This is a genomic window from Streptomyces sp. NPDC051940 (assembly GCF_040680895.1).
Classification (GTDB): Bacteria; Actinomycetota; Actinomycetes; order Streptomycetales; family Streptomycetaceae; genus Streptomyces.
This window is the reverse complement of sequence record NZ_JBFAXR010000001.1, coordinates 94,636-111,232: the sequence shown is the minus strand read 5'-3', so window position 1 is coordinate 111,232 and position 16,597 is coordinate 94,636. Positions and strand designations below refer to the sequence as shown.

Annotated in this window: 15 protein-coding genes; 8 read left to right on the top strand and 7 right to left on the bottom strand. The window is 75.4% G+C overall.

The genetic code is table 11. From position 1 onward, the window contains the following. Nucleotides 1–15 precede the first annotated feature (15 nt). Genes AB0M28_RS00560 through AB0M28_RS00545 form a run of 4 tightly spaced genes read left to right on the top strand, consistent with a single transcriptional unit; the run spans nt 16 to nt 5,922 of the window. Complete coding sequence (locus AB0M28_RS00560) at nt 16–1,179, top strand: AAA family ATPase (protein ID WP_365395326.1); 1,164 nt, start codon at nt 16–18, stop codon at nt 1,177–1,179. Further along, a complete protein-coding gene (locus AB0M28_RS00555) occupies nt 1,176–1,856 on the top strand; it encodes a hypothetical protein (RefSeq protein WP_365395323.1) in 681 nt (226 codons plus the stop codon). Before AB0M28_RS00560 ends, AB0M28_RS00555 begins: the two co-directional genes overlap by 4 nt. Continuing rightward, complete coding sequence (locus AB0M28_RS00550) at nt 1,853–3,496, top strand: hypothetical protein (RefSeq protein WP_365395320.1); 1,644 nt, start codon at nt 1,853–1,855, stop codon at nt 3,494–3,496. Before AB0M28_RS00555 ends, AB0M28_RS00550 begins: the two co-directional genes overlap by 4 nt. Further along, complete coding sequence (locus tag AB0M28_RS00545; protein WP_365395317.1) at nt 3,493–5,922, top strand: bpX6 domain-containing protein; 2,430 nt, start codon at nt 3,493–3,495, stop codon at nt 5,920–5,922. Before AB0M28_RS00550 ends, AB0M28_RS00545 begins: the two co-directional genes overlap by 4 nt. On the opposite strand, the gene AB0M28_RS00540 is transcribed toward AB0M28_RS00545, so the two are convergent. Next, nucleotides 5,897–6,469 carry a TetR/AcrR family transcriptional regulator gene (locus AB0M28_RS00540; RefSeq protein WP_365395314.1) on the bottom strand — a complete coding sequence of 191 codons (573 nt, stop codon included), beginning with the start codon at nt 6,467–6,469 and terminating at the stop codon, nt 5,897–5,899. The two genes, AB0M28_RS00545 and AB0M28_RS00540, sit on opposite strands and share 26 nt — an antisense overlap. A 117-nt stretch (nt 6,470–6,586) precedes the next feature. On the opposite strand from AB0M28_RS00540, the gene AB0M28_RS00535 reads away from it, so the two are divergent. Then, nucleotides 6,587–7,000, top strand: coding sequence for an organic hydroperoxide resistance protein (locus tag AB0M28_RS00535; RefSeq protein WP_365395311.1), 414 nt, complete (start codon nt 6,587–6,589; stop codon nt 6,998–7,000). Here the strand turns inward: AB0M28_RS00535 and AB0M28_RS00530 are convergent. Together AB0M28_RS00530 and AB0M28_RS00525 are read right to left on the bottom strand one after the other, a co-directional pair. After that, nucleotides 6,949–8,052: a PP2C family protein-serine/threonine phosphatase gene (locus AB0M28_RS00530; RefSeq protein ID WP_365395308.1), complete on the bottom strand. Its 1,104-nt coding sequence runs from the start codon at nt 8,050–8,052 to the stop codon at nt 6,949–6,951. The two genes, AB0M28_RS00535 and AB0M28_RS00530, sit on opposite strands and share 52 nt — an antisense overlap. A gap of 233 nt (nt 8,053–8,285) precedes the next feature. Continuing rightward, nucleotides 8,286–8,768 carry a VOC family protein gene (locus tag AB0M28_RS00525; RefSeq protein WP_365395305.1) on the bottom strand — a complete coding sequence of 161 codons (483 nt, stop codon included), beginning with the start codon at nt 8,766–8,768 and terminating at the stop codon, nt 8,286–8,288. Between the two features lie 175 nt (nt 8,769–8,943). Here AB0M28_RS00525 and AB0M28_RS00520 point away from each other — a divergent pair, with 175 nt between their 5' ends. Together AB0M28_RS00520 and lpdA are read left to right on the top strand one after the other, a co-directional pair. Then, nucleotides 8,944–9,612, top strand: a complete 669-nt coding sequence (locus AB0M28_RS00520) for a pyridoxamine 5'-phosphate oxidase family protein (RefSeq protein WP_365395302.1) — start codon at nt 8,944–8,946, stop codon at nt 9,610–9,612. A 39-nt stretch (nt 9,613–9,651) separates the two neighbouring features. After that, entirely contained in the window at nt 9,652–11,055 is a 1,404-nt protein-coding gene (lpdA, locus tag AB0M28_RS00515; protein WP_365395299.1) for a dihydrolipoyl dehydrogenase, read from the top strand. A gap of 408 nt (nt 11,056–11,463) precedes the next feature. Here lpdA and AB0M28_RS00510 read toward each other — a convergent pair whose 3' ends face one another. Together AB0M28_RS00510 and AB0M28_RS00505 are read right to left on the bottom strand one after the other, a co-directional pair. Next, on the bottom strand, nt 11,464–11,778 hold the full coding sequence (locus AB0M28_RS00510) for a hypothetical protein (protein ID WP_365395296.1): 315 nt from the start codon (nt 11,776–11,778) through the stop codon (nt 11,464–11,466). Nucleotides 11,779–12,496: 718 nt separating this feature from the next. Beyond that, nucleotides 12,497–13,198 (bottom strand): winged helix-turn-helix domain-containing protein, encoded by a 702-nt coding sequence (locus AB0M28_RS00505; RefSeq protein WP_365395293.1) that lies wholly within the window; start codon nt 13,196–13,198, stop codon nt 12,497–12,499. Between the two features lie 64 nt (nt 13,199–13,262). Between AB0M28_RS00505 and AB0M28_RS00500 the strand changes: the two genes are divergently transcribed. Beyond that, nucleotides 13,263–14,066 carry an isocitrate lyase/phosphoenolpyruvate mutase family protein gene (locus AB0M28_RS00500; RefSeq protein ID WP_365395290.1) on the top strand — a complete coding sequence of 268 codons (804 nt, stop codon included), beginning with the start codon at nt 13,263–13,265 and terminating at the stop codon, nt 14,064–14,066. Here AB0M28_RS00500 and AB0M28_RS00495 read toward each other — a convergent pair. Beyond that, nucleotides 14,009–15,100: an MFS transporter gene (locus AB0M28_RS00495; RefSeq protein WP_365395287.1), complete on the bottom strand. Its 1,092-nt coding sequence runs from the start codon at nt 15,098–15,100 to the stop codon at nt 14,009–14,011. The genes AB0M28_RS00500 and AB0M28_RS00495 overlap by 58 nt on opposite strands. Nucleotides 15,101–15,275: 175 nt before the next feature. Further along, nucleotides 15,276–16,538, bottom strand: coding sequence for an ATP-dependent Clp protease ATP-binding subunit ClpX (gene clpX / locus AB0M28_RS00490; protein ID WP_365395284.1), 1,263 nt, complete (start codon nt 16,536–16,538; stop codon nt 15,276–15,278). Nucleotides 16,539–16,597: the final 59 nt, after the last annotated feature.

Sequence of the window (16,597 nt, the reverse complement as noted above, 5' to 3'; positions counted from 1 at the left end):
CCTACACTCCCGTCCGTGGAGCTGACAGCCGACGCCCGTGCCGTGCGCGAGGCCATAACCGCCGCGCGGTACGGGCTCGTCGACCGCGAGACCGTGACCGAGACCGTCGTGCTGTGCGCCGTGGCGCGCGAGCACCTGCTCGTCGTCGGCGCGCCGGGCACCGCCAAGTCCGAGGCGGTACGGCGGGTGGCGCGGCACTTCGGGGGGCGGCTGTTCGAGTATCTGCTGGGGCGGTTCACCGAGCCGAACGAGATCTTCGGGCCGGTCGACCTGCGGCGGCTGCGCGAGGGCGTCGTCGAGGTGGAGACGGCCGGGATGCTGCCGGAGGCCGATGTCGCCTTCCTCGACGAGGTGTTCCTCGGCTCCTCAGCCATCCTCAACACGCTGCTCGGGCTGCTCAACGAGCGCACCTACCGGCGCGGCAGCACCGAACTCGCCGTCCCGTTGCGGGTCTGTGTCGCCGCCTCCAACACCCTGCCCGACGATCCGGCGCTGGCGGCCTTCGCGGACCGGTTCCTGGCCCGGGTGTTCGTGGAGCCGGTCGCGGACGCGCGGCTGGAGGAGCTGCTGGAGACGGGCTGGTCGGCGAACGGGTTCCAGCCGAAAGGCGCGGACCGTCCACAGGCTGTGGGCGGCGCGGGGCTGCTCCCCGCCCTCGACCGGCTCGCCGACGCCGCACGCGGCTGTGACCTCGACGGCGTACGGCTCCAACTGGCCACCGCCGTACGCCGGCTGCGCGGCGCCGGCGTGCAGCTCACCGACCGGCGCGCCGTGCGCAGCCAGCGGCTGATCGCCGCCGCGGCCGTGCTCGACGGGCGGACGGCCGCCACCGACGCCGACCTGTGGGTGCTCCCGCTCATCGCCCCCACCGCCGACGCCCAGGCCCTGGCCCGCGACACCCTCGCCGATCTGCTGGGCGAGGCCCGCAACGCGAGCCTGCTGCACACCGCCGAGGAGCTGAGCCGCGGTCCCGGGGCGCGGGCCGCGCGGCTCGCCGCCACGGGGGCGGAACTCCTCGCGGACCTCGGCCTGCCCCCGTACGACCGCGACGCGCGGCTGCGGGTGGAGGCCACGCTGCGCGAGGTCGACGCCTCCTTCGCCGCGGACGCGTTGCCGGAGGGACTGAGGTCGGTACGTGACCGACTGGCCGCCGCGGTGGCGGCGCAGACGGCGCCATGAACGCCATCCCGGGCGCGGCGCCGGGTCCCAGCGCGGCGCCCGGCACCGGGCCCACCGCCGAACGCCCCGCGGCGGCAGCGGCGTTCACCCCCCGCCTGGTCCCCCGCGAGCCGCCTCTGCCGGCCACCGCCGTGGCAGCCCACGGCTCCGCTGCCGTCGCGCTCGCCGACGCCGTACGGCGCGGACTGGCCGACGGCCGTACCGCTCGGCTGCGCGCCGCGGCGGCCGACGGCTGGCTGCTGGTCCTCTCCGACGACGTGGGCGGCGCCGACCTCCCCTGGGCGGACGGCGTGCACTGGCTCGCCCACGAGCACGGGCTCTACCTGCCCGCGCACCGGAGGGTGGAGCCGCACCCCGCGCTCGTCGCCCGGGCGGCGGCCGCCCGCGCCCCGCGCGGCCACACCCTGATCGCCCTGCTCCCGGGCGTCCTGCTGTGCGCCGCGCCGCCGCAGCGGCCGGTGACCGAACGGGACTTGGCGGCCCTGACCGCCACCGACGGAGCCCCCGGCCCAGAAGGGGCTGCGCCGGGCCACGGCGCCCCTGCCCGGCAAGGGCCGGTACGGTCCGCTGCCCCCGCCCCGGAGGGGACGGACGGATCCGCTGCCCCCGCCCCCGTGCCGCCGGACACCGCCCAACCGGCCCTCGCACCTCTGGAGTCCGGGGAGCCCACCCCATGAGGCTCCCCCCGCACCTCGCCCCCTGGGCCGCCCAGCTCGCGCTGCTCGACACCGCCTGCGCGACCGCCCTCGGCCCGGTCGTCCGAGGCGTCGACGCGCTGCTCGGCGGTGAGCCGCACACCGCACGCCCGCACGGCGAGCACGACGGGTACGACGGGCTGACCAACCGCGGCCACCCCGAGCGCCTGCTCATGTCGGAGTGGCTGCTCGCCGAGGAGGCGCCGGAGGAGTTCCTGCGCCGCGCCGCCCAGCGCGAGCTGCTGCATCTGGCGCCCGCCCACAAGTCCCGGGCCCGGCGCGGGCGGATCGCCGTCCTCGCCGACACCGGCCCCTCCCAGCTGGGCGCCGCGCGCCTGGTCCAGTTGGCGGCGCTGCTCGTCGCCCACCGCCGGGCCGAGGCCCGCGGGGCCGGTCTGCTGCTCGGCGTACTGGGCGGACAGCCCGGCGCCTGGCACGACGGTGAGCTGCCCGGACAGCTGTCGGCCTGGCTCGGGGAGCGGTCGCCGTTCGAGCCCGACCCCCTGCGGATCGCCGACTGGGCAGAGGGCCTCGACCGCGACGACGAGCTGTGGATCCTCGCGGGCGGTCCCCTGGCCGCGCACCCCGCCGTCCGCCGACACCGGGTGCTGCGGACGGCGGAGGCCGCCTGGTCGGACGCCGGCGCCACCGCCGTGACGGCCCGCCTGGACGGCCACGAGATACGCCTCCCGCTGCCGGAGCCCGCGGTCTCCGTACGCATCCTGCGCGGCGACGGCTGGCGCCGCGCCACCCCGATGGTCCCGCGCGCCCTGCCCGGCGCGGGGGACGGTCCGCTCGTCTTCCCGGGCAACGGGCCGCGGCTGGCGATCGGTTCGTATGACCCGCCCGAGCTGGTCACCGTGGCGCTGCCCCGCGAACCGGACCACGCCGTCCACGCCCTCCCGCGCCGTCACCCGCTGCCCGGCCGGCCGCTGGCCGCGTGCCAGTACGGGCGGCGGCTGCTGGTGCTGGTCCGCACCGGTCCGTATCTGCGTCTGCACACCGTCGGCCGGCCGCTCCCGGTCGCCGACGAGTTCCAGGTGACGGCCCGCGACCTGTACCCGGACGACCACGACGCGGCCGAGCTGGAGCCGCTGCTGGGCGACGAGTACGGCCTGCTGCTGCGCCGTGCCGGCACCTGGTGGCGGCTGCGCTGGCAGGGGCGGCCCACCGAGGCGCCCGAGATCCTCTGGGCGCTGCCCGGTGAGGCCCCCCGGGAGGTGAACCTGGCGCACCGCCCGGGTTCGCAGGCGGCCGGTATGCGGATCGTGCTGGGCCCGCAGGGGACGTACGCCTGGTCGCCGGACGGCCGGGAGTGGCGCTTCTCGGCGCCGGACGGCGACCATCCCGCCTCCCGCCGGTCGGAGGCGGGCGAAGTGGTGCACGGGGCAGTGCTGCTGGCGGGGCACGCCCATCTGGTGACGCGCTCGGCGGCCGGTCAGCTGCTGCGGCTGCGCGGCCCGGTGCGCGACGCGGTCCTCACCCGGTGGTCGGGCTCCCCCGACCCGCCCGCCGTACACCCGAGCCGCCCGCTGGTGGCGGTACGGCGGCCGAGCGGGTCCGTCGAGGTCGGTGACGTCCTCACGGGCAAGCCCCTGCTGGTGCTCAGGGGGCGCTCGTGAGCGCGGTGTTCCGGGGCCGGACCGAGGCCCGCGCCCTGCTGCTGGCGACCGCGCTGATCGGCGAGGCGGAGGCCCGCGCCCGGGTGCTCGCCCTGTGGCGCCCGGGTACCACGGTGCACCGGCTGCCGGGCGGCGACTGGCTCGTGACCCTGCCCGAGCCCCTGTCCGTACGCGCCGAACACGCCCCGGGGCTGCCGCTGACGGGCCCCGAGGTGCCGCAGGACGGCGAGCCGCGCCGGTACGACACGGGGGCACTGCCCGCGGTCGACCCGGCCGACTGGCTGGACCTGTCGGCCTTCGCCGTCGCCCCGCTGACCCCGCTCCAGCCCCCCGCACCGCCGCCGACTCCCGTCGCGGAGCCCGAGCCGGCCGCCGACCCCGACATCCGGTCGGCCGCGAGGGTGGGGGAGCCCGACGCGCGGATGCTGCGGCTGCTGGAGCAGGAAGCACCCGGCGCCGGTGCCGAACAGGGTCCCCTCCTGCGACTGCTCGCCGCCTCCCCGGCCCTCGGCTGGCTGCTGGACCGCCAGCGCCGGTACCTGGACCGGCTCACCACCCTGTTCGAGGGCCGCAGTTGGGAGGACGCCCTGCGCAGCGCGGTCCCCCTCGGCGGCCCCGCCGGCGGCCGTGTCAGCCTGGGCCTGCCCGGGCAGCGGCTCGGGCCGCTGCGCCCGACTCCGGTGCGGGGCCCGGCCGGGGGCTCCATGCCGTACCAGGAGGGCCTGTACGACAAGCTCGCCCGGCTCTACCGCGAGGCCGCCGAGGCGCTGGAGCGCCAGGGCCGCGTCGACGAGGCGGCGTTCGTGCTGGCGGACCTGCTCGACGACGCCCCCGCCGCGGTCGCCCTGCTGGAGCGCCACGGCCGGCTGCGGCTCGCCGCCGAACTCGCCGAGGGCCGGCGCCTGGCCCCCGAGCTGGTCGTACGGCTGTGGTGGCGGGCCGGCGACCGCGGGCGCGCGCTGCGCGTCGCCCGGCTGCGCGGCGCGTTCGCGGCGGCCGTGACCCGGCTGGAGCGCACCGACCCCGAGGCAGCCGCAGCGCTGCGCCAGGCGTGGTCCGCCGACCGGTACGCGGCCGGTGACACCGCCGGCGCGATCGAGGCCGCCTGGCCCGCCGAGGAGCTGCGCGCCGGTGCCGTCAGCCTGGCCCGCCAGGGCCTGGACACCGACGCCGCGCACCGCCCGCTGCTGCTGGCGTACGCCCTGGCCCGCACCCCGGACCCGGCCCACGCGGCCGAGGCCCGCGCGCTGCTCGCCGGCCGCCACCCCGACGAGGCGGAATGGCACGACCAGCGCGCCTTCCTGCGCACCCTCGCCGCCCTCGACCCGCAGGACCGCGCCCTGGACGCCGAGTTGTGCTCCGCCGGGCTGCGGGCCGTACTGCGCGCCGCCGCGCACGAGACGGACGCCGACGCCCGGTCCGCCCTGATCCGGCGGCTGCGCGGGCGCGCCGACCCGCTGCTGTCCGCCGATCTCGCCCCCGCCCCGCCGCTGCCGGAGCGGACCGTGCCCCGCTTCGCCGCCGAACGCCGCCCGGGCGGGCTGCCGTTGAGGGACGCCGTCGCCCTGTCCCGTACGACGGTGCTCACCGCCCACGGCGAGCTGGGCGTCCGCCTCCTCGGCCGCGACGGCCGGATCCGCGCCGCCTGGGACGTCCCCGCCCACCGGCTGATCACCGCCGACCACGGCGGCGCGGCGCTGCTGGCGACGCACCGCGGCGAGGTCACGGACCTCCACCGGCTGGACCTGGCGACCCGCCGGGTCCGCCACTGGGCGGCGCTGCGCGTGACGGCGCTGCCCACGTCGTACGACGGCGGCGTGCTGGCGGTGGCGGACGAGGACGGACTGGCGTTCCTGGAGACCCGCGCCGCCCCGCCCCGCGCCCTGTGGCGCGAACTCGACCGCGACCACACGGTCCTGCGTCTGGCCCGCACCCCCGAGGTGCTGTCCGCGGCGGTCCTCGTCCCGCCCGCCTTCGGGGACGGCGCCCCGGTCCCGCAGATCTGGGTCTGGGAGCTGCCGGGCCTCACCCTGCGCGCCCGCGCCGACCTGCCGGCGCCGCCGCTGAACCTGCTGGCCGGCGGTCAGACCCTGACCGTGGACCGCTCGCAGTCCGGCGCACGGCTGGTGGCCGCGGGCCGCGACGGCACCACGCTGGGCCCGCTGCCCGCTCACACCCGCGCGTTCCTCACCGACGGCGACACCCTGGCCCTCGAACTCGACGAGGAGTCCGCGCTGTCCGTCACCCTCGTCCACCGGCGGGGCGTAACCCCGTGGGCGGGCGTGTCCTTCCCGCCCGGCGGCGAGGTGCAGCGGGTGCGGGTGCACGGGGAGCTGGTGACGGTGTACGACGAGGAGGGCCGGATCGTCGTCGTGGACGCCGCGAGCCGCACCCAGGTGCTCAGCCTGCGGACGCCGCAGGTGTGAGGACGCGCCCCACCGCGTCCGGGACCAGCTTGCGTAGCCGCACCGGATCGTCCAGGTCGAAGCCCGCCGCCAGCCCGTCGCGCAGGACGAGCAGGATGTCCGCCGTACGGTCCGGATCCGGATGCCCGTCGGCGACCAGCAGATCCCGCATCCGGTCGCGGAACCAGCGCCTGTACGCCGCCACCGCCAGCCGGACCGGATGCGCGGGATCGGGGAACTCGGCGGCGGCGTTGAGGTACACACAGCCGCGGTACGCGGGGCTCGCGGCGGCCTCGCCCAGATAGGTGTAGACGCTCATCAGCCGCTCGCGCGGCGGTCCGGACGCGGTGAACAGCGCCTCGCCGGCCTCCCGGTGGCGCCGGGCCTGGTCCTCCACATAGGCCGTGACCAGCTCGTCCTTGGACTTGAAGTGGTGGTAGAAGGTCGCCTTCGCCACCGCGGCCTCGGCGATGATCCGGTCGACGCCCACGGCGTGCACGCCCTCGGCGTAGAACAGCCGGCTGGCCGTGTCCAGGACACGGGTGCGGGCGGGGGTCTTCGTGGCCATGCCTTGACGGTACCAGACAGGTCTGTCTAGTATCTGGTTCGAAGCAAGGCAGACAGACCTGTCTGTTCAGTGATGGGGCTGTCCGTCCAGTGACGGATACCGACGGAAGGAACCTCCATGAGCGCCCTGTACACCGCTGTGGGCACCGCGACCGGCCGCAAGGGACGCGGCTTCACCTCCGACGGGAAGCTGGACGTCCAGCTGGACCTGCCCAGGGAGCTGGGCGGCGGCGACACGGGCACCAACCCCGAGCAGCTCTTCGCCGTCGGCTACGCGGCCTGTTTCGCCAGCGCGATGGGCGCCATAGCGGGCAAGAAGAAGCTCGACGTCTCCGAGGTGTCCACCACCGCCGAGGTCGGGCTCGGCTCCGACGGCAACGGCGGCTTCGAGCTCGCCGTCACCCTGCGCGTGGAGTTCCCCGACCACTTCGACGAGGCGGTGCGCCGCGACCTGGTGGAGACCACCCACCAGTTCTGCCCCTACTCCCGGGCCACCCGCGGCAACATCCCGGTCGAGATCGTCGTGGAGTGACCACCGGCCGCCCGCCGGTCCGGGTCGGGCTCCTCGGCCTGCTCGCACAGCACGAGCAGTATGTCGTCCGCCCGCTCCGGGCCGCGGGCCCGGTCCACGGCCAGCGCCTCCATCCGCTCCAGCGCGTCCGCCGGCAGCGGCTCGCCCAGCGCCTTTCCCGCGTACTCCAGCAGCGGGAAGGGCGCGTCGGCGTACTCGGCGGGCTCCGTGAGCCCGTCGGTGTAGAACAGCAGCCGGTCGCCCGCCTGGAAGCGCACCCGCTGCAGGTCCGGGTCCGGCCACAGCCCCAGCGGCGGGCTCGGGGCCGCCGGCTCCAGCAGCTCCACCCGCCCGCCGCCCGCGCGGACCGGGGCCGGATGGCCGCAGTTGGCCAGCACGACCTCGCCCGGCCGGAACTCGGCCAGCACCAGGGTGACGAAGTCCTCCGGCCCCAGCTCCGGCCGCACCCTGCTGTCCAGCGCGCGGGCCAGCTCCCGCAGGTCCGGGGCGCTTCCGGCCAGGTCCCGGAAGCCCGCGACGGCCGTCGCCGCCAGCCGCATCGTGCCCAGGTCGTGGCCGCACGCGTCGGCGACCATCAGCCGCGCCCCGGACGGCCCCGACACCGCGGCGTACACATCACCGCAGAACACGGACTGCCGCACCGCCGGGCGGTCGCGGAGGGTGAACCGGACCCCGTCCAGGGTCTCGGGTAACGGGCGCACGATCGCCTCCTGGGCCGCCCGTGCCACCTGGGTGATCTCGGTCAGCGAGGCGTTGAGCGCGGTGTGCAGCGAGGCGGCGTACACCGTCAGCGGGCACACCGCGCACAGGCCGGCCGCGCTCAGCGGGGATCCCGCGTCCAGCCCGGGCCAGACCTCCGGCCACAGCAGGGCGCCGCACAGCGGGCCCAGCCCGCAGAGCAGCGCCCAGCCGGCGACGACCGCGGTGCGGCGCCGGTCCAGACGCAGACACGCCAGCACGGGGCCGAGGAGCACCACGATGGTGGCGCGGCACTCGGCGACCTCGATGTTCAGCACGGCGGACGCCGTACACACAGCCAGTGCGAGCAGCATCCAGCAGTTTGGTCCCCGCCACCACGGATGGGCACCGTTCACGGCGGACCTCCCTGACCCATGCGGAGCAGGTCACTCTGCCGCAGACCGGCCCTTGGTTTCCACTCGATGCCCCAAGGCGAACGGAAGGGGTCACTTGTGCGCGCATTGCGTGTGATCGCGTCCGGTTGCAGGGGTGATTTTGCGCTTACGCCGTGAGCGCTCCCGGCGGCGGGCCGTGACCCCCCGTCACCTCACGCCTCCCGGCCCGCGTGTGCCGCGCGCAGCTGCTCCAGGTCGAGCTTCTTCATCCCGAGCATCGCCTGCATCGCCCGGGCCGACTTCTGCGGATCCGGGTCGCGCACCAGCTCCGTGAACTCCGCCGGCACGATCTGCCAGCTCAGCCCGTACTTGTCCTTGAGCCACCCGCACGGCCCCTCCTCGCCGCCGTCCGCGGTGAGCGCCGCCCACAGCCGGTCGACCTCGGCCTGCCCGTCGCAGTCCACCGACAGCGAGACCGCCTCGTTGAACGTGAACTCGGGACCGCCGTTGAGCGCGATGTACCGGGTGCCGGCCAGCTCGAACTCGACCGTCATCACGGTGCCGGCCTCCCCCGGGCCCGCCTCGCCGTAGCGCTGGACGTCGGTGATCTTCGAGTCGGGGAAGAGGGAGGTGTAGAACTCCGCCGCCTCCTCGGCCTGGGTGTCGAACCAGAGGAACGTCCTGATCTTCTGCATGGCCCACTCCTTCGGGTGTGGCGGCCCCCGCGCATCGGGTGCGGCGGCCTCCGGTACAGGGGTAGACGTACGCCCGCCCGGATACTCATCGGCGCGCGTAATGCGCTGGCGGCGGATGCCCCGGTCGGCGTACAAAGCGTGATCGGCACTGGATGAGCACAGGGGAGAGCAGCACATGACCACCGACGAGCTGCCCGTCACCGACCGGACCCGGCTGCGCCGCCTGCGCGAGAAGGGCAGCCGCAGCCGTGCGGACCTGGACGCGGTGCTGGCGGCGGGCTTCATCTGCCACCTCGGCGTACTGGTGGACGGCTCACCCCGGGTGATGCCGACCGCCTACGGCGTCGACGGCGACACGCTCTACCTCCACGGCTCGGTGGCGGCCCGCAGCCTGCTCGCGGCCCCGGACGCGGAGATCTGCGTCACGGTCACTCACCTGGACGGCATAGTCCTGGCCCGCTCGGTCTTCGAGCACAGCTTCGACTACCGCAGCGCGATGGTCTACGGCGTCCCCCGTCCGGTCACGGACCCGCGGGAGAAGCTCCGCGGTCTGCGCACGCTCACCGAGCAGTGCGCCCCGGGCCAGTGGGAGTACGCCAGACAGCCCTCGCGCAAGGAGCTGGCGGCGACGACGCTGCTGGCCCTCGAACTCACCGAGGCCTCGGTGAAGATCAGCGCGGGCCCGCCCGACGACGGCGACTCCCCGGACGCGGCCCTCGGCCTGTGGGCCGGCAACCTCCCGGTGACCTCGTCCTTCGGCACCCCGGTGCCGGACCCGGCGCTGCCCCCGGGCATGGAGCCGCCGGCGCACATCAGGGCCCGGGCGGGAGGGGCGCTGGGGTGACGCCGCCCGGCTCCGCCCGCACGCCCTAGTCTGGAACGCATGACTGCACACTTTGACGTCGTAGTGCTCGGCGCGGGCCCGGGCGGGTACACCGCCGCGGTCCGGGCGGCGCAGCTCGGCAAGAGCGTCGCCGTGATCGAGGAGAAGTACTGGGGCGGTGTCTGCCTGAACGTGGGCTGCATCCCCTCCAAGGCCCTGCTCCGCAACGCGGAACTGGCGCACATCTTCACCAACGAGCAGAAGACCTTCGGCATCCAGGTCGAGGGCAAGGTGAGCTTCGACTACGGCCAGGCGCACAAGCGCAGCCGCACGGTCGCGGACGGCCGGGTGCGGGGCGTCCACTACCTGATGAAGAAGAACAAGATCACCGAGTTCGACGGGCGCGGCACCTTCACCGACGACCACACGCTGCAGGTCGCCCTCACCGGCGGCGGCACGGAGACGGTGACGTTCGACAACTGCATCATCGCGGCGGGCGCGACCACCCGGCTGGTCCCGGGTACGGCGCTGAGCGAGCGGGTCGTGACGTACGAGGAGCAGATCCTCTCCGACTCCCTCCCCGAGTCCATGGTGATCGTCGGCGCGGGCGCGATCGGCGTCGAGTTCGCGTACGTGCTGCACAACTACGGCGTCAAGGTCACCATCGTCGAGTTCCTCGACCGGGTGGTGCCGCTGGAGGACGCGGACGTCTCCGCGGAGCTGGCCAAGCGCTACAAGAAGCTCGGCATCGACGTCCTCACGAGCACCCGGGTCGACGGCATCGACGACTCCGGCCCCAAGGTGCGGGTGACGGTCACCGGCAAGGACGGCCAGAGCCAGGTGCTGGAGGCCGACAAGGTGCTGCAGGCCATCGGCTTCCAGCCGCGGGTCTCCGGTTACGGCCTGGAGCAGACCGGGGTGAAGCTGACCGACCGCGGCGCCATCGAGGTCGACGGCGTCTGCCGGACGAACGTCCCGCACATCTACGCCATCGGCGACGTCACCGCCAAGCTGATGCTGGCCCACGCGGCCGAGGCGATGGGGGTCATCGCCTCGGAGACGATCGCGGGTGTCGAGACGATGGAGCTGGACTACGTCATGATCCCGCGCGCCACCTACTGCCAGCCGCAGGTGGCGTCCTTCGGCTACACCGAGGCGCAGGCGCGGGAGAAGGGCTTCGACGTCAAGGTCGTGAAGTTCCCGTACACCGCGAACGCGAAGGCCCACGGGCTCGGCGAGGCGGTGGGCTTCGTCAAGATCATCGCGGATGACCGCCACGGCGAGCTGCTCGGCGCGCATCTGATCGGCCCCGAGGTGACGGAGCTGCTGCCGGAGCTGACGCTGGCCCAGCAGTGGGACCTCACGGTCCACGAGGTCGGCCGCAACGTGCACGCGCACCCGACGCTGGGCGAGGCGGTCAAGGAGGCGATCCACGGTCTCGCGGGTCACATGATCAACATGTGACGGGACCGGCCGGGGGTTCTTCCGGGGGGACACCCCCGAACCCCCGGCTGCCGTCGAGCGCCGCGCCGACGGCCGGGCTCCCCGGGGGGCGTCACGCGCGCGCTGCGCGGGCAAGCGCGTCAGCGCAGGCAGGACCCCAGCGGTCCCGACCGCCCCCACCGGGAGGGCGCGGCCTGAGCGGGTGCGGCCCGGTCCCAGGCGGCGCGTCGCACCGGCGAGTTCAGGGTGCCTTGCGGTGCGTCGACCAGCCGGCCGAGGGCCTTGCCCCGGCGGGGGCTGCGTCGAGCACGCGGCCCGTGCCGCTCCGCCGCACCCACTCCCGCTCGCCCGCCACCGGCTCCGCAGCGGCGCCACGCCCCGGTGCGCGGCCAAGCCTCCCGACGGCTCCGGCCACTGATGCGGCTGGCCTCAGGCGGCGGGCCCTTGCAGTACGTCGAGCAGTCGGCCGAGGACCTTGCCCCGGTTGGGGTTACGGGCGATGGCGCGGCCCGTACCGATCCGCCGCAACCGCTCGCGCTCGGCATCCGCCGGCCCCGCAGGGCGCCCCGCGCCCCGGCGCGTGGGCGGGCCTCCGTGCGCGGGACCGCCTCCGGCCGACGGGCGGGCAGCGGACGGCCGGGCTCGGGCGGCGGGCCGCGTCGGCGCGGTCAGGGTGTCCTGCGGTACGCCGATCAGCCGGCCGAAGCCCTCGGCGGGCGCGCGGCCTGTGCCGATCCGTGTCACCCGGCCCTGCTCGGCTGCCGCCGACCCCGCACGAGCGCCACGTGCCCTGTGCGCGGGCAAGCCCCAGCGGCTCCGGTCGCCGGTGCGAACGCTTCAGGCGGCGGGCCGCGGTGTCGTCAGGGCGTGCTGCGTTAGGGCCAGCAGCCGGGCGTGGGCTTCCGTGCGGGTGGAGGTCACGGCGGGCGCGCGGCGTGAGCCGATCCGTGTCACCCACTTCTGCTCGGCCGCCGCCCGCTCCGCAGGAGCGCCACGTGTCCCGGTGCGCGGGCGGCTCGTGCGGGCAAGTCCTCAGCGGCTCCAGTCGCTTGGGCGGCCAGCCTGCGGCGGTGGGCCCAGAGTGTCCTGCGGTATGGCGAGCAGCCGGTCGAGGGCCTCCGCGTCGGCGGGGGTTACGGCGGGCGCGCGGCCTGAGCCGATCCGGTGTCACCGGCCCTGCTCGGCTGCCACTGGCTCCGCGGGGCGCCCCGCGCCCCGTGCGCGGGCAAGCCCTCGGCGGCTCCGGTCGCTGGGGCGGCTGGGCTCGGGCGGCGGCTGCGTCGGCGTCGTCAGGGCGTGCTGCGTTAAGGCCAGCAGGCGGGCGGGGCTTCCGCGCCCGTGGGGGCACGGCGGGCGTGTGGCCTGAGTCGATCCGTCTCGCGCACTCCTGCTCGGCCGCCGCCCGCTCCGCAGGAGCGCCACGTGCCCCGGTGCGTGGGCGGCTCCGGTCGCCGGGGTGGGCTCAGGTGGGCGGTCGCTGCGGCGTGGCCAGGGCGTCCTGCGGTAGCGCGAGTAGACCGGTGAGGGCCTGTGCGCCCGTGGGGGTCACCGCGAGGGCGCGGCCGGTGCCGATTCGGCGTACCCAGTCGCGTTCGAATGCCGCTGTGCACAGGGCCGCGCCCAGCACGCCCGCCAGGTGTGGTCTGCGTTCCGTCCAGTCGAGGCAGCTGCGTACGAACGGGCGCCGTCCTCCGGCCGGGCGGACGCCGAACGTGTCCGCCAGCCACTCCAGGCCCCGGGGCGTGACCGCCAGGCCCGCCGAGTCGGCGACCAGGCCCCGCGCCACGAGTGCGTCCGCGAGTGCGACGCCGAGTCGTCCGGCGAGGTGGTCGTAGCAGGTGCGGGCGCGGGCCTCGGCGTGCTGCCGCCCCGCCTCGCGCAGCGTGCGCGGGGTGTCGCCGCCCGGGGCGAAGGACGCGAGCGCCTCGACGAGCGCTGCCGCCTCGGGTCCGGCCAGCCGGACGTACCGGTGCCGGCCCTGCCGTTCCTCGGCCAGCAGACCGCCCGCGACCAGCCGGTTCAGCTGCTCGCTGGTGGTCGCCGCGCCCACCCCCGCGTACCGCGCCAGCTCGCCGGCCGTCCAGGCCCGCCGGTCGAGCAGCGCTTGGCAGAAGGCGGCCCGGGTGGGGTCGGCGAGCAGTGCGGCGGTGTCGGCGAGAGGCATACGGCCATGATGGCGCGGGGACACTTCGGCCGCCGCCGAACTGTCCCGGGCCCAGGATCGGCGTATGACGACTCCCTTCGCCCGTCTCCACCACCGGGCCGAGCCCCTCCTCCTCCCCAACGCCTGGGACTACGCGTCCGCGGCGGCGCTGGCAGCGGCCGGGTTCCCCGCGGTCGGCACCACCAGCCTGGGCGTGGCCGCCGGCGCCGGGCTGCGCGATGGGACCGGGGCGGCGGCGGACGCGACACTCGCGCTGGCGCTCGCGCTGGGAAGGGGCGGGTTCGTGTTCAGCGTCGACGCGGAGGGCGGTTTCAGCGACGACCCGGACGAAGTCGCCCGTACGGCGAGGGAGTTGTGGGCCGTCGGAGCCGCCGGGATCAATCTCGAGGACGGGCGGGACGACGGCACCCTCACCGACCCCGCGTTGCACGCGGCGAAGGTGGCGGCCGTGAAGGCGGCCGTTCCGGAGCTGTTCGTGAACGCCAGGACCGATACGTACTGGCTGGGCCGGGAGGAGGACGGGACGGGGGAGAGGCTCGGGGCGTACCGACGGGCGGGCGCGGACGGCGTGTTCGTGCCCGGTGTGACCGAGGCCGGGGCGATCGGCGCCCTGACCCGGACCCTCGACGTCCCGCTCAACATCCTCTACACGCCCGCCGGCCCCTCCGTCCCCGAGCTGCGCGCCCTCGGCGTACGCCGGATCAGCCTCGGCTCGCTGCTGTACCGGCGGGCACTCGGCGACGCCGTCGCCACCGCGCGGGCCGTACGGGACGGGCTGCCGTGCCCCGCGGCGCCGGGCGGCACGCCCGGCTACGGCGAGGTCCAGGCCCTCCTCAGCACCGGCGCGAGCGCCGACGCCACGACGTAGGGCAGGGCGAGGACGGCGAAGGCCGTCGCGTGGGAGGTGGGCGCGGCGGCCAGCGCGTAGCCGCCGTACACGCCGATCGTCGCCAGATCCGTGGCCAGGCCCGCGAAGGACGTGAGCGTCGCCCGCGCGGGGCCGGTGATCCGCTCCTGCAGCCGGGCGTCGGCCACCACCCCGGCCAGCTGGAAACCGCAGAACGCCACGCCCACCAGCACCATCCCGGCCGGATGCCGCACCCACGCACCGAGTGCCAGCGCGGCTCCGCAGCCGCCCAGCAGCCAGGCCAGGCGCCGGCCGCCCGGCAGGCGCTCCGACCACCGGCCGCCCAGCAGACCGCCGGCCGTCGCGCCGGCCCAGACGACCAGCAGCAGCCAGGGCACGGCCGTGTCCGCGGCGCCGGTCTCGCGGGCGAGCAGCGGCGTGTACTCGTCCAGGGCGCCCCACACCGCGGCGACGGCGGGGATCAGCAGCACGGCGCCGCGTACGCGGGAGCTGCGGCGGAGTTCGGCGAACGCGGACCGCAGGGGCGGCTCGTCGTCCCCGTCACCCCCGTTCCGTACCGCCGGGAACCGCCCGGCCACCGCTGCCGTCAGCAGGCACGCCGCGACGCTGGCCGCGCCGACCGCGGCGTAACCGCCCGCGCCCAGCACCGGGCCCGCGAGGCCCGTACCGGCCATCACGCCCAGCAGCCCCGCCGCGCGGGCGCGGCCCATCGTGCGGGCGTACGCACCGGCGCGGCCCAGCCGGGCCAGCTCGTCGTGGACCAGCGCCTCCAGCGCCCCGGACGCGAGCGCGCCCTTGGCGCCCCACAGCACGAAACCGGCCGCGAAGGACCAGTAGCCGGGGGCCAGCACCCACAGTGCGAAACCGGCCGCGGTCAGCAGCGGCCCGATTACCAGCGGCAGCCGGCGCGACACGGCGTCGGCGAAGGCCCCGGCGGGCACCTCCAGCAGCAGCCCGGTCACGGACCACAGCACGAAGAGCGACGAGAGACGGCCGATGTCGAGCCCCGCGTCGGCGAACAGCAGCGCGTACACGGGGTAGAGCAGGACGAAGTCGTCCAGGAAGGAATAGGCGTACAGCGCGGCCGTCAGCCGTCGCGCGGCCCGCCGTGGCTCGGGATCAGGTGAGGATCAATGTCGCCAGGTCATACCCAGAGCGTAACGCGGACCACGCCCCGCGGTCCCGCCGAAGCCCCGGGCCGGTGGCCGCTCAGGCCGACTTGTCGCGGGCCTCGTCCGCGTCCGACGGGCGCTGGCGGGGGACCAGGGTCGGGTTGACGTTCTGCCGGACCGTATCGCGGTCCACGACGATCTCGTCGACGTCGTCCCGGCTCGGCACCTCGTACATGAGATGCTGGAGGACCTCCTCCAGCACCGCCCGCGCCGCCCGCGCGCCCGTACGGCGCAGCAGGGCCTGTTCGGCGATGGCCTCCACCGCGTCCTCGGTGAACTCCAGCCGGACGCCGTCCAGTTCGAAGAGCCGCTGGTACTGCCGTACCAGCGCGTTGCGCGGCTCGGTGAGGATGCGGACGAGCGCGTGCTTGTCCAGCCGCTCGACCTGGGTGATCACCGGCAGCCGGCCGACGATCTCCGGGATCAGGCCGAACTTCAGCAGATCGTCGGGGAGTACCCGGGAGGAGTCAGGCTGCGCGGCCGGCGCGGTCAGTGCGCCGAAACCGATCGAGCGGCTGCCCGCCCGGGCCTCGACGATCTCCTCCAGCCCGGCGAACGCGCCGCCCACGATGAACAGCACGTTCGTCGTGTCGATCTGCGTGAACTCCTGCTGCGGATGCTTGCGCCCGCCCTGCGGCGGCACGTTGACCACCGCGCCCTCCAGGATCTTCAGCAGGGCCTGCTGCACGCCCTCGCCGGAGACGTCGCGCGTCAGCGACCGGCTGTCGCCCTTGCGGGCGATCTTGTCGAACTCGTCGAGGTAGATGATCCCCGTCTCGGCCCGCGTCACATCGCCGTCGGCCGCCTGGATGAGCCGGAGCAGGATGTTCTCGACGTCCTCGCCGACGTACCCGGCCTCCGTCAGCGCGGTGGCGTCCGCGATGGCGAAGGGCACGCCCAGCAGCCGGGCCAGGGTCTGTACGAGATGGGTCTTGCCGCAGCCCGTCGGACCGACCAGCAGGATGTTGGACTTGCCCAGTTCGACGGGGTGGTCGGTGCCCGCGGCGCGGATGCGCTTGTAGTGGTTGTAGACCGCCACCGACAGCGCCCGCTTCGCGTCCTCCTGGCCGATGACGTACGTCGAGAGGAAGGCGTGGATCTCGCGCGGCGCGGGCGCCTGCGGCAGCGGTTCGCCCTTCGCGTCGCCGAGTTCCTCGGTGATGAGCTCGTTGCACAGATCGACGCACTCGTCGCAGATGCAGATCCGTCCGGGTCCGGCGATGAGCTTCCGCACCTGCTTCTGGGTCTTTCCGCAGAACGCGCAGGACAGCAGGCCGCCGTCGTCACCCATCCGTGCCACGGATTCCTCCCGGAGCCTCGACTGCACCGCATTCCATCATGCCAGCGCCAAGGGGGTGC

What these genes read in the sequence shown, in the direction of transcription:
- AB0M28_RS00525 (WP_365395305.1), bottom strand. Translation starts at nt 8,768, where the DNA reads ATGCAGAAGATCAGGACGTTCCTCTGGTTCGACACCCAGGCCGAGGAG.
- AB0M28_RS00540 (WP_365395314.1), bottom strand. Translation starts at nt 6,469, where the DNA reads ATGGCCACGAAGACCCCCGCCCGCACCCGTGTCCTGGACACGGCCAGC.
- AB0M28_RS00520 (WP_365395302.1), top strand. Translation starts at nt 8,944, where the DNA reads ATGACCACCGACGAGCTGCCCGTCACCGACCGGACCCGGCTGCGCCGC.
- AB0M28_RS00555 (WP_365395323.1), top strand. Translation starts at nt 1,176, where the DNA reads ATGAACGCCATCCCGGGCGCGGCGCCGGGTCCCAGCGCGGCGCCCGGC.
- AB0M28_RS00505 (WP_365395293.1), bottom strand. Translation starts at nt 13,198, where the DNA reads ATGCCTCTCGCCGACACCGCCGCACTGCTCGCCGACCCCACCCGGGCC.
- AB0M28_RS00500 (WP_365395290.1), top strand. Translation starts at nt 13,263, where the DNA reads ATGACGACTCCCTTCGCCCGTCTCCACCACCGGGCCGAGCCCCTCCTC.
- lpdA (WP_365395299.1), top strand. Translation starts at nt 9,652, where the DNA reads ATGACTGCACACTTTGACGTCGTAGTGCTCGGCGCGGGCCCGGGCGGG.
- AB0M28_RS00530 (WP_365395308.1), bottom strand. Translation starts at nt 8,052, where the DNA reads ATGCTGCTCGCACTGGCTGTGTGTACGGCGTCCGCCGTGCTGAACATC.
- AB0M28_RS00550 (WP_365395320.1), top strand. Translation starts at nt 1,853, where the DNA reads ATGAGGCTCCCCCCGCACCTCGCCCCCTGGGCCGCCCAGCTCGCGCTG.
- AB0M28_RS00535 (WP_365395311.1), top strand. Translation starts at nt 6,587, where the DNA reads ATGAGCGCCCTGTACACCGCTGTGGGCACCGCGACCGGCCGCAAGGGA.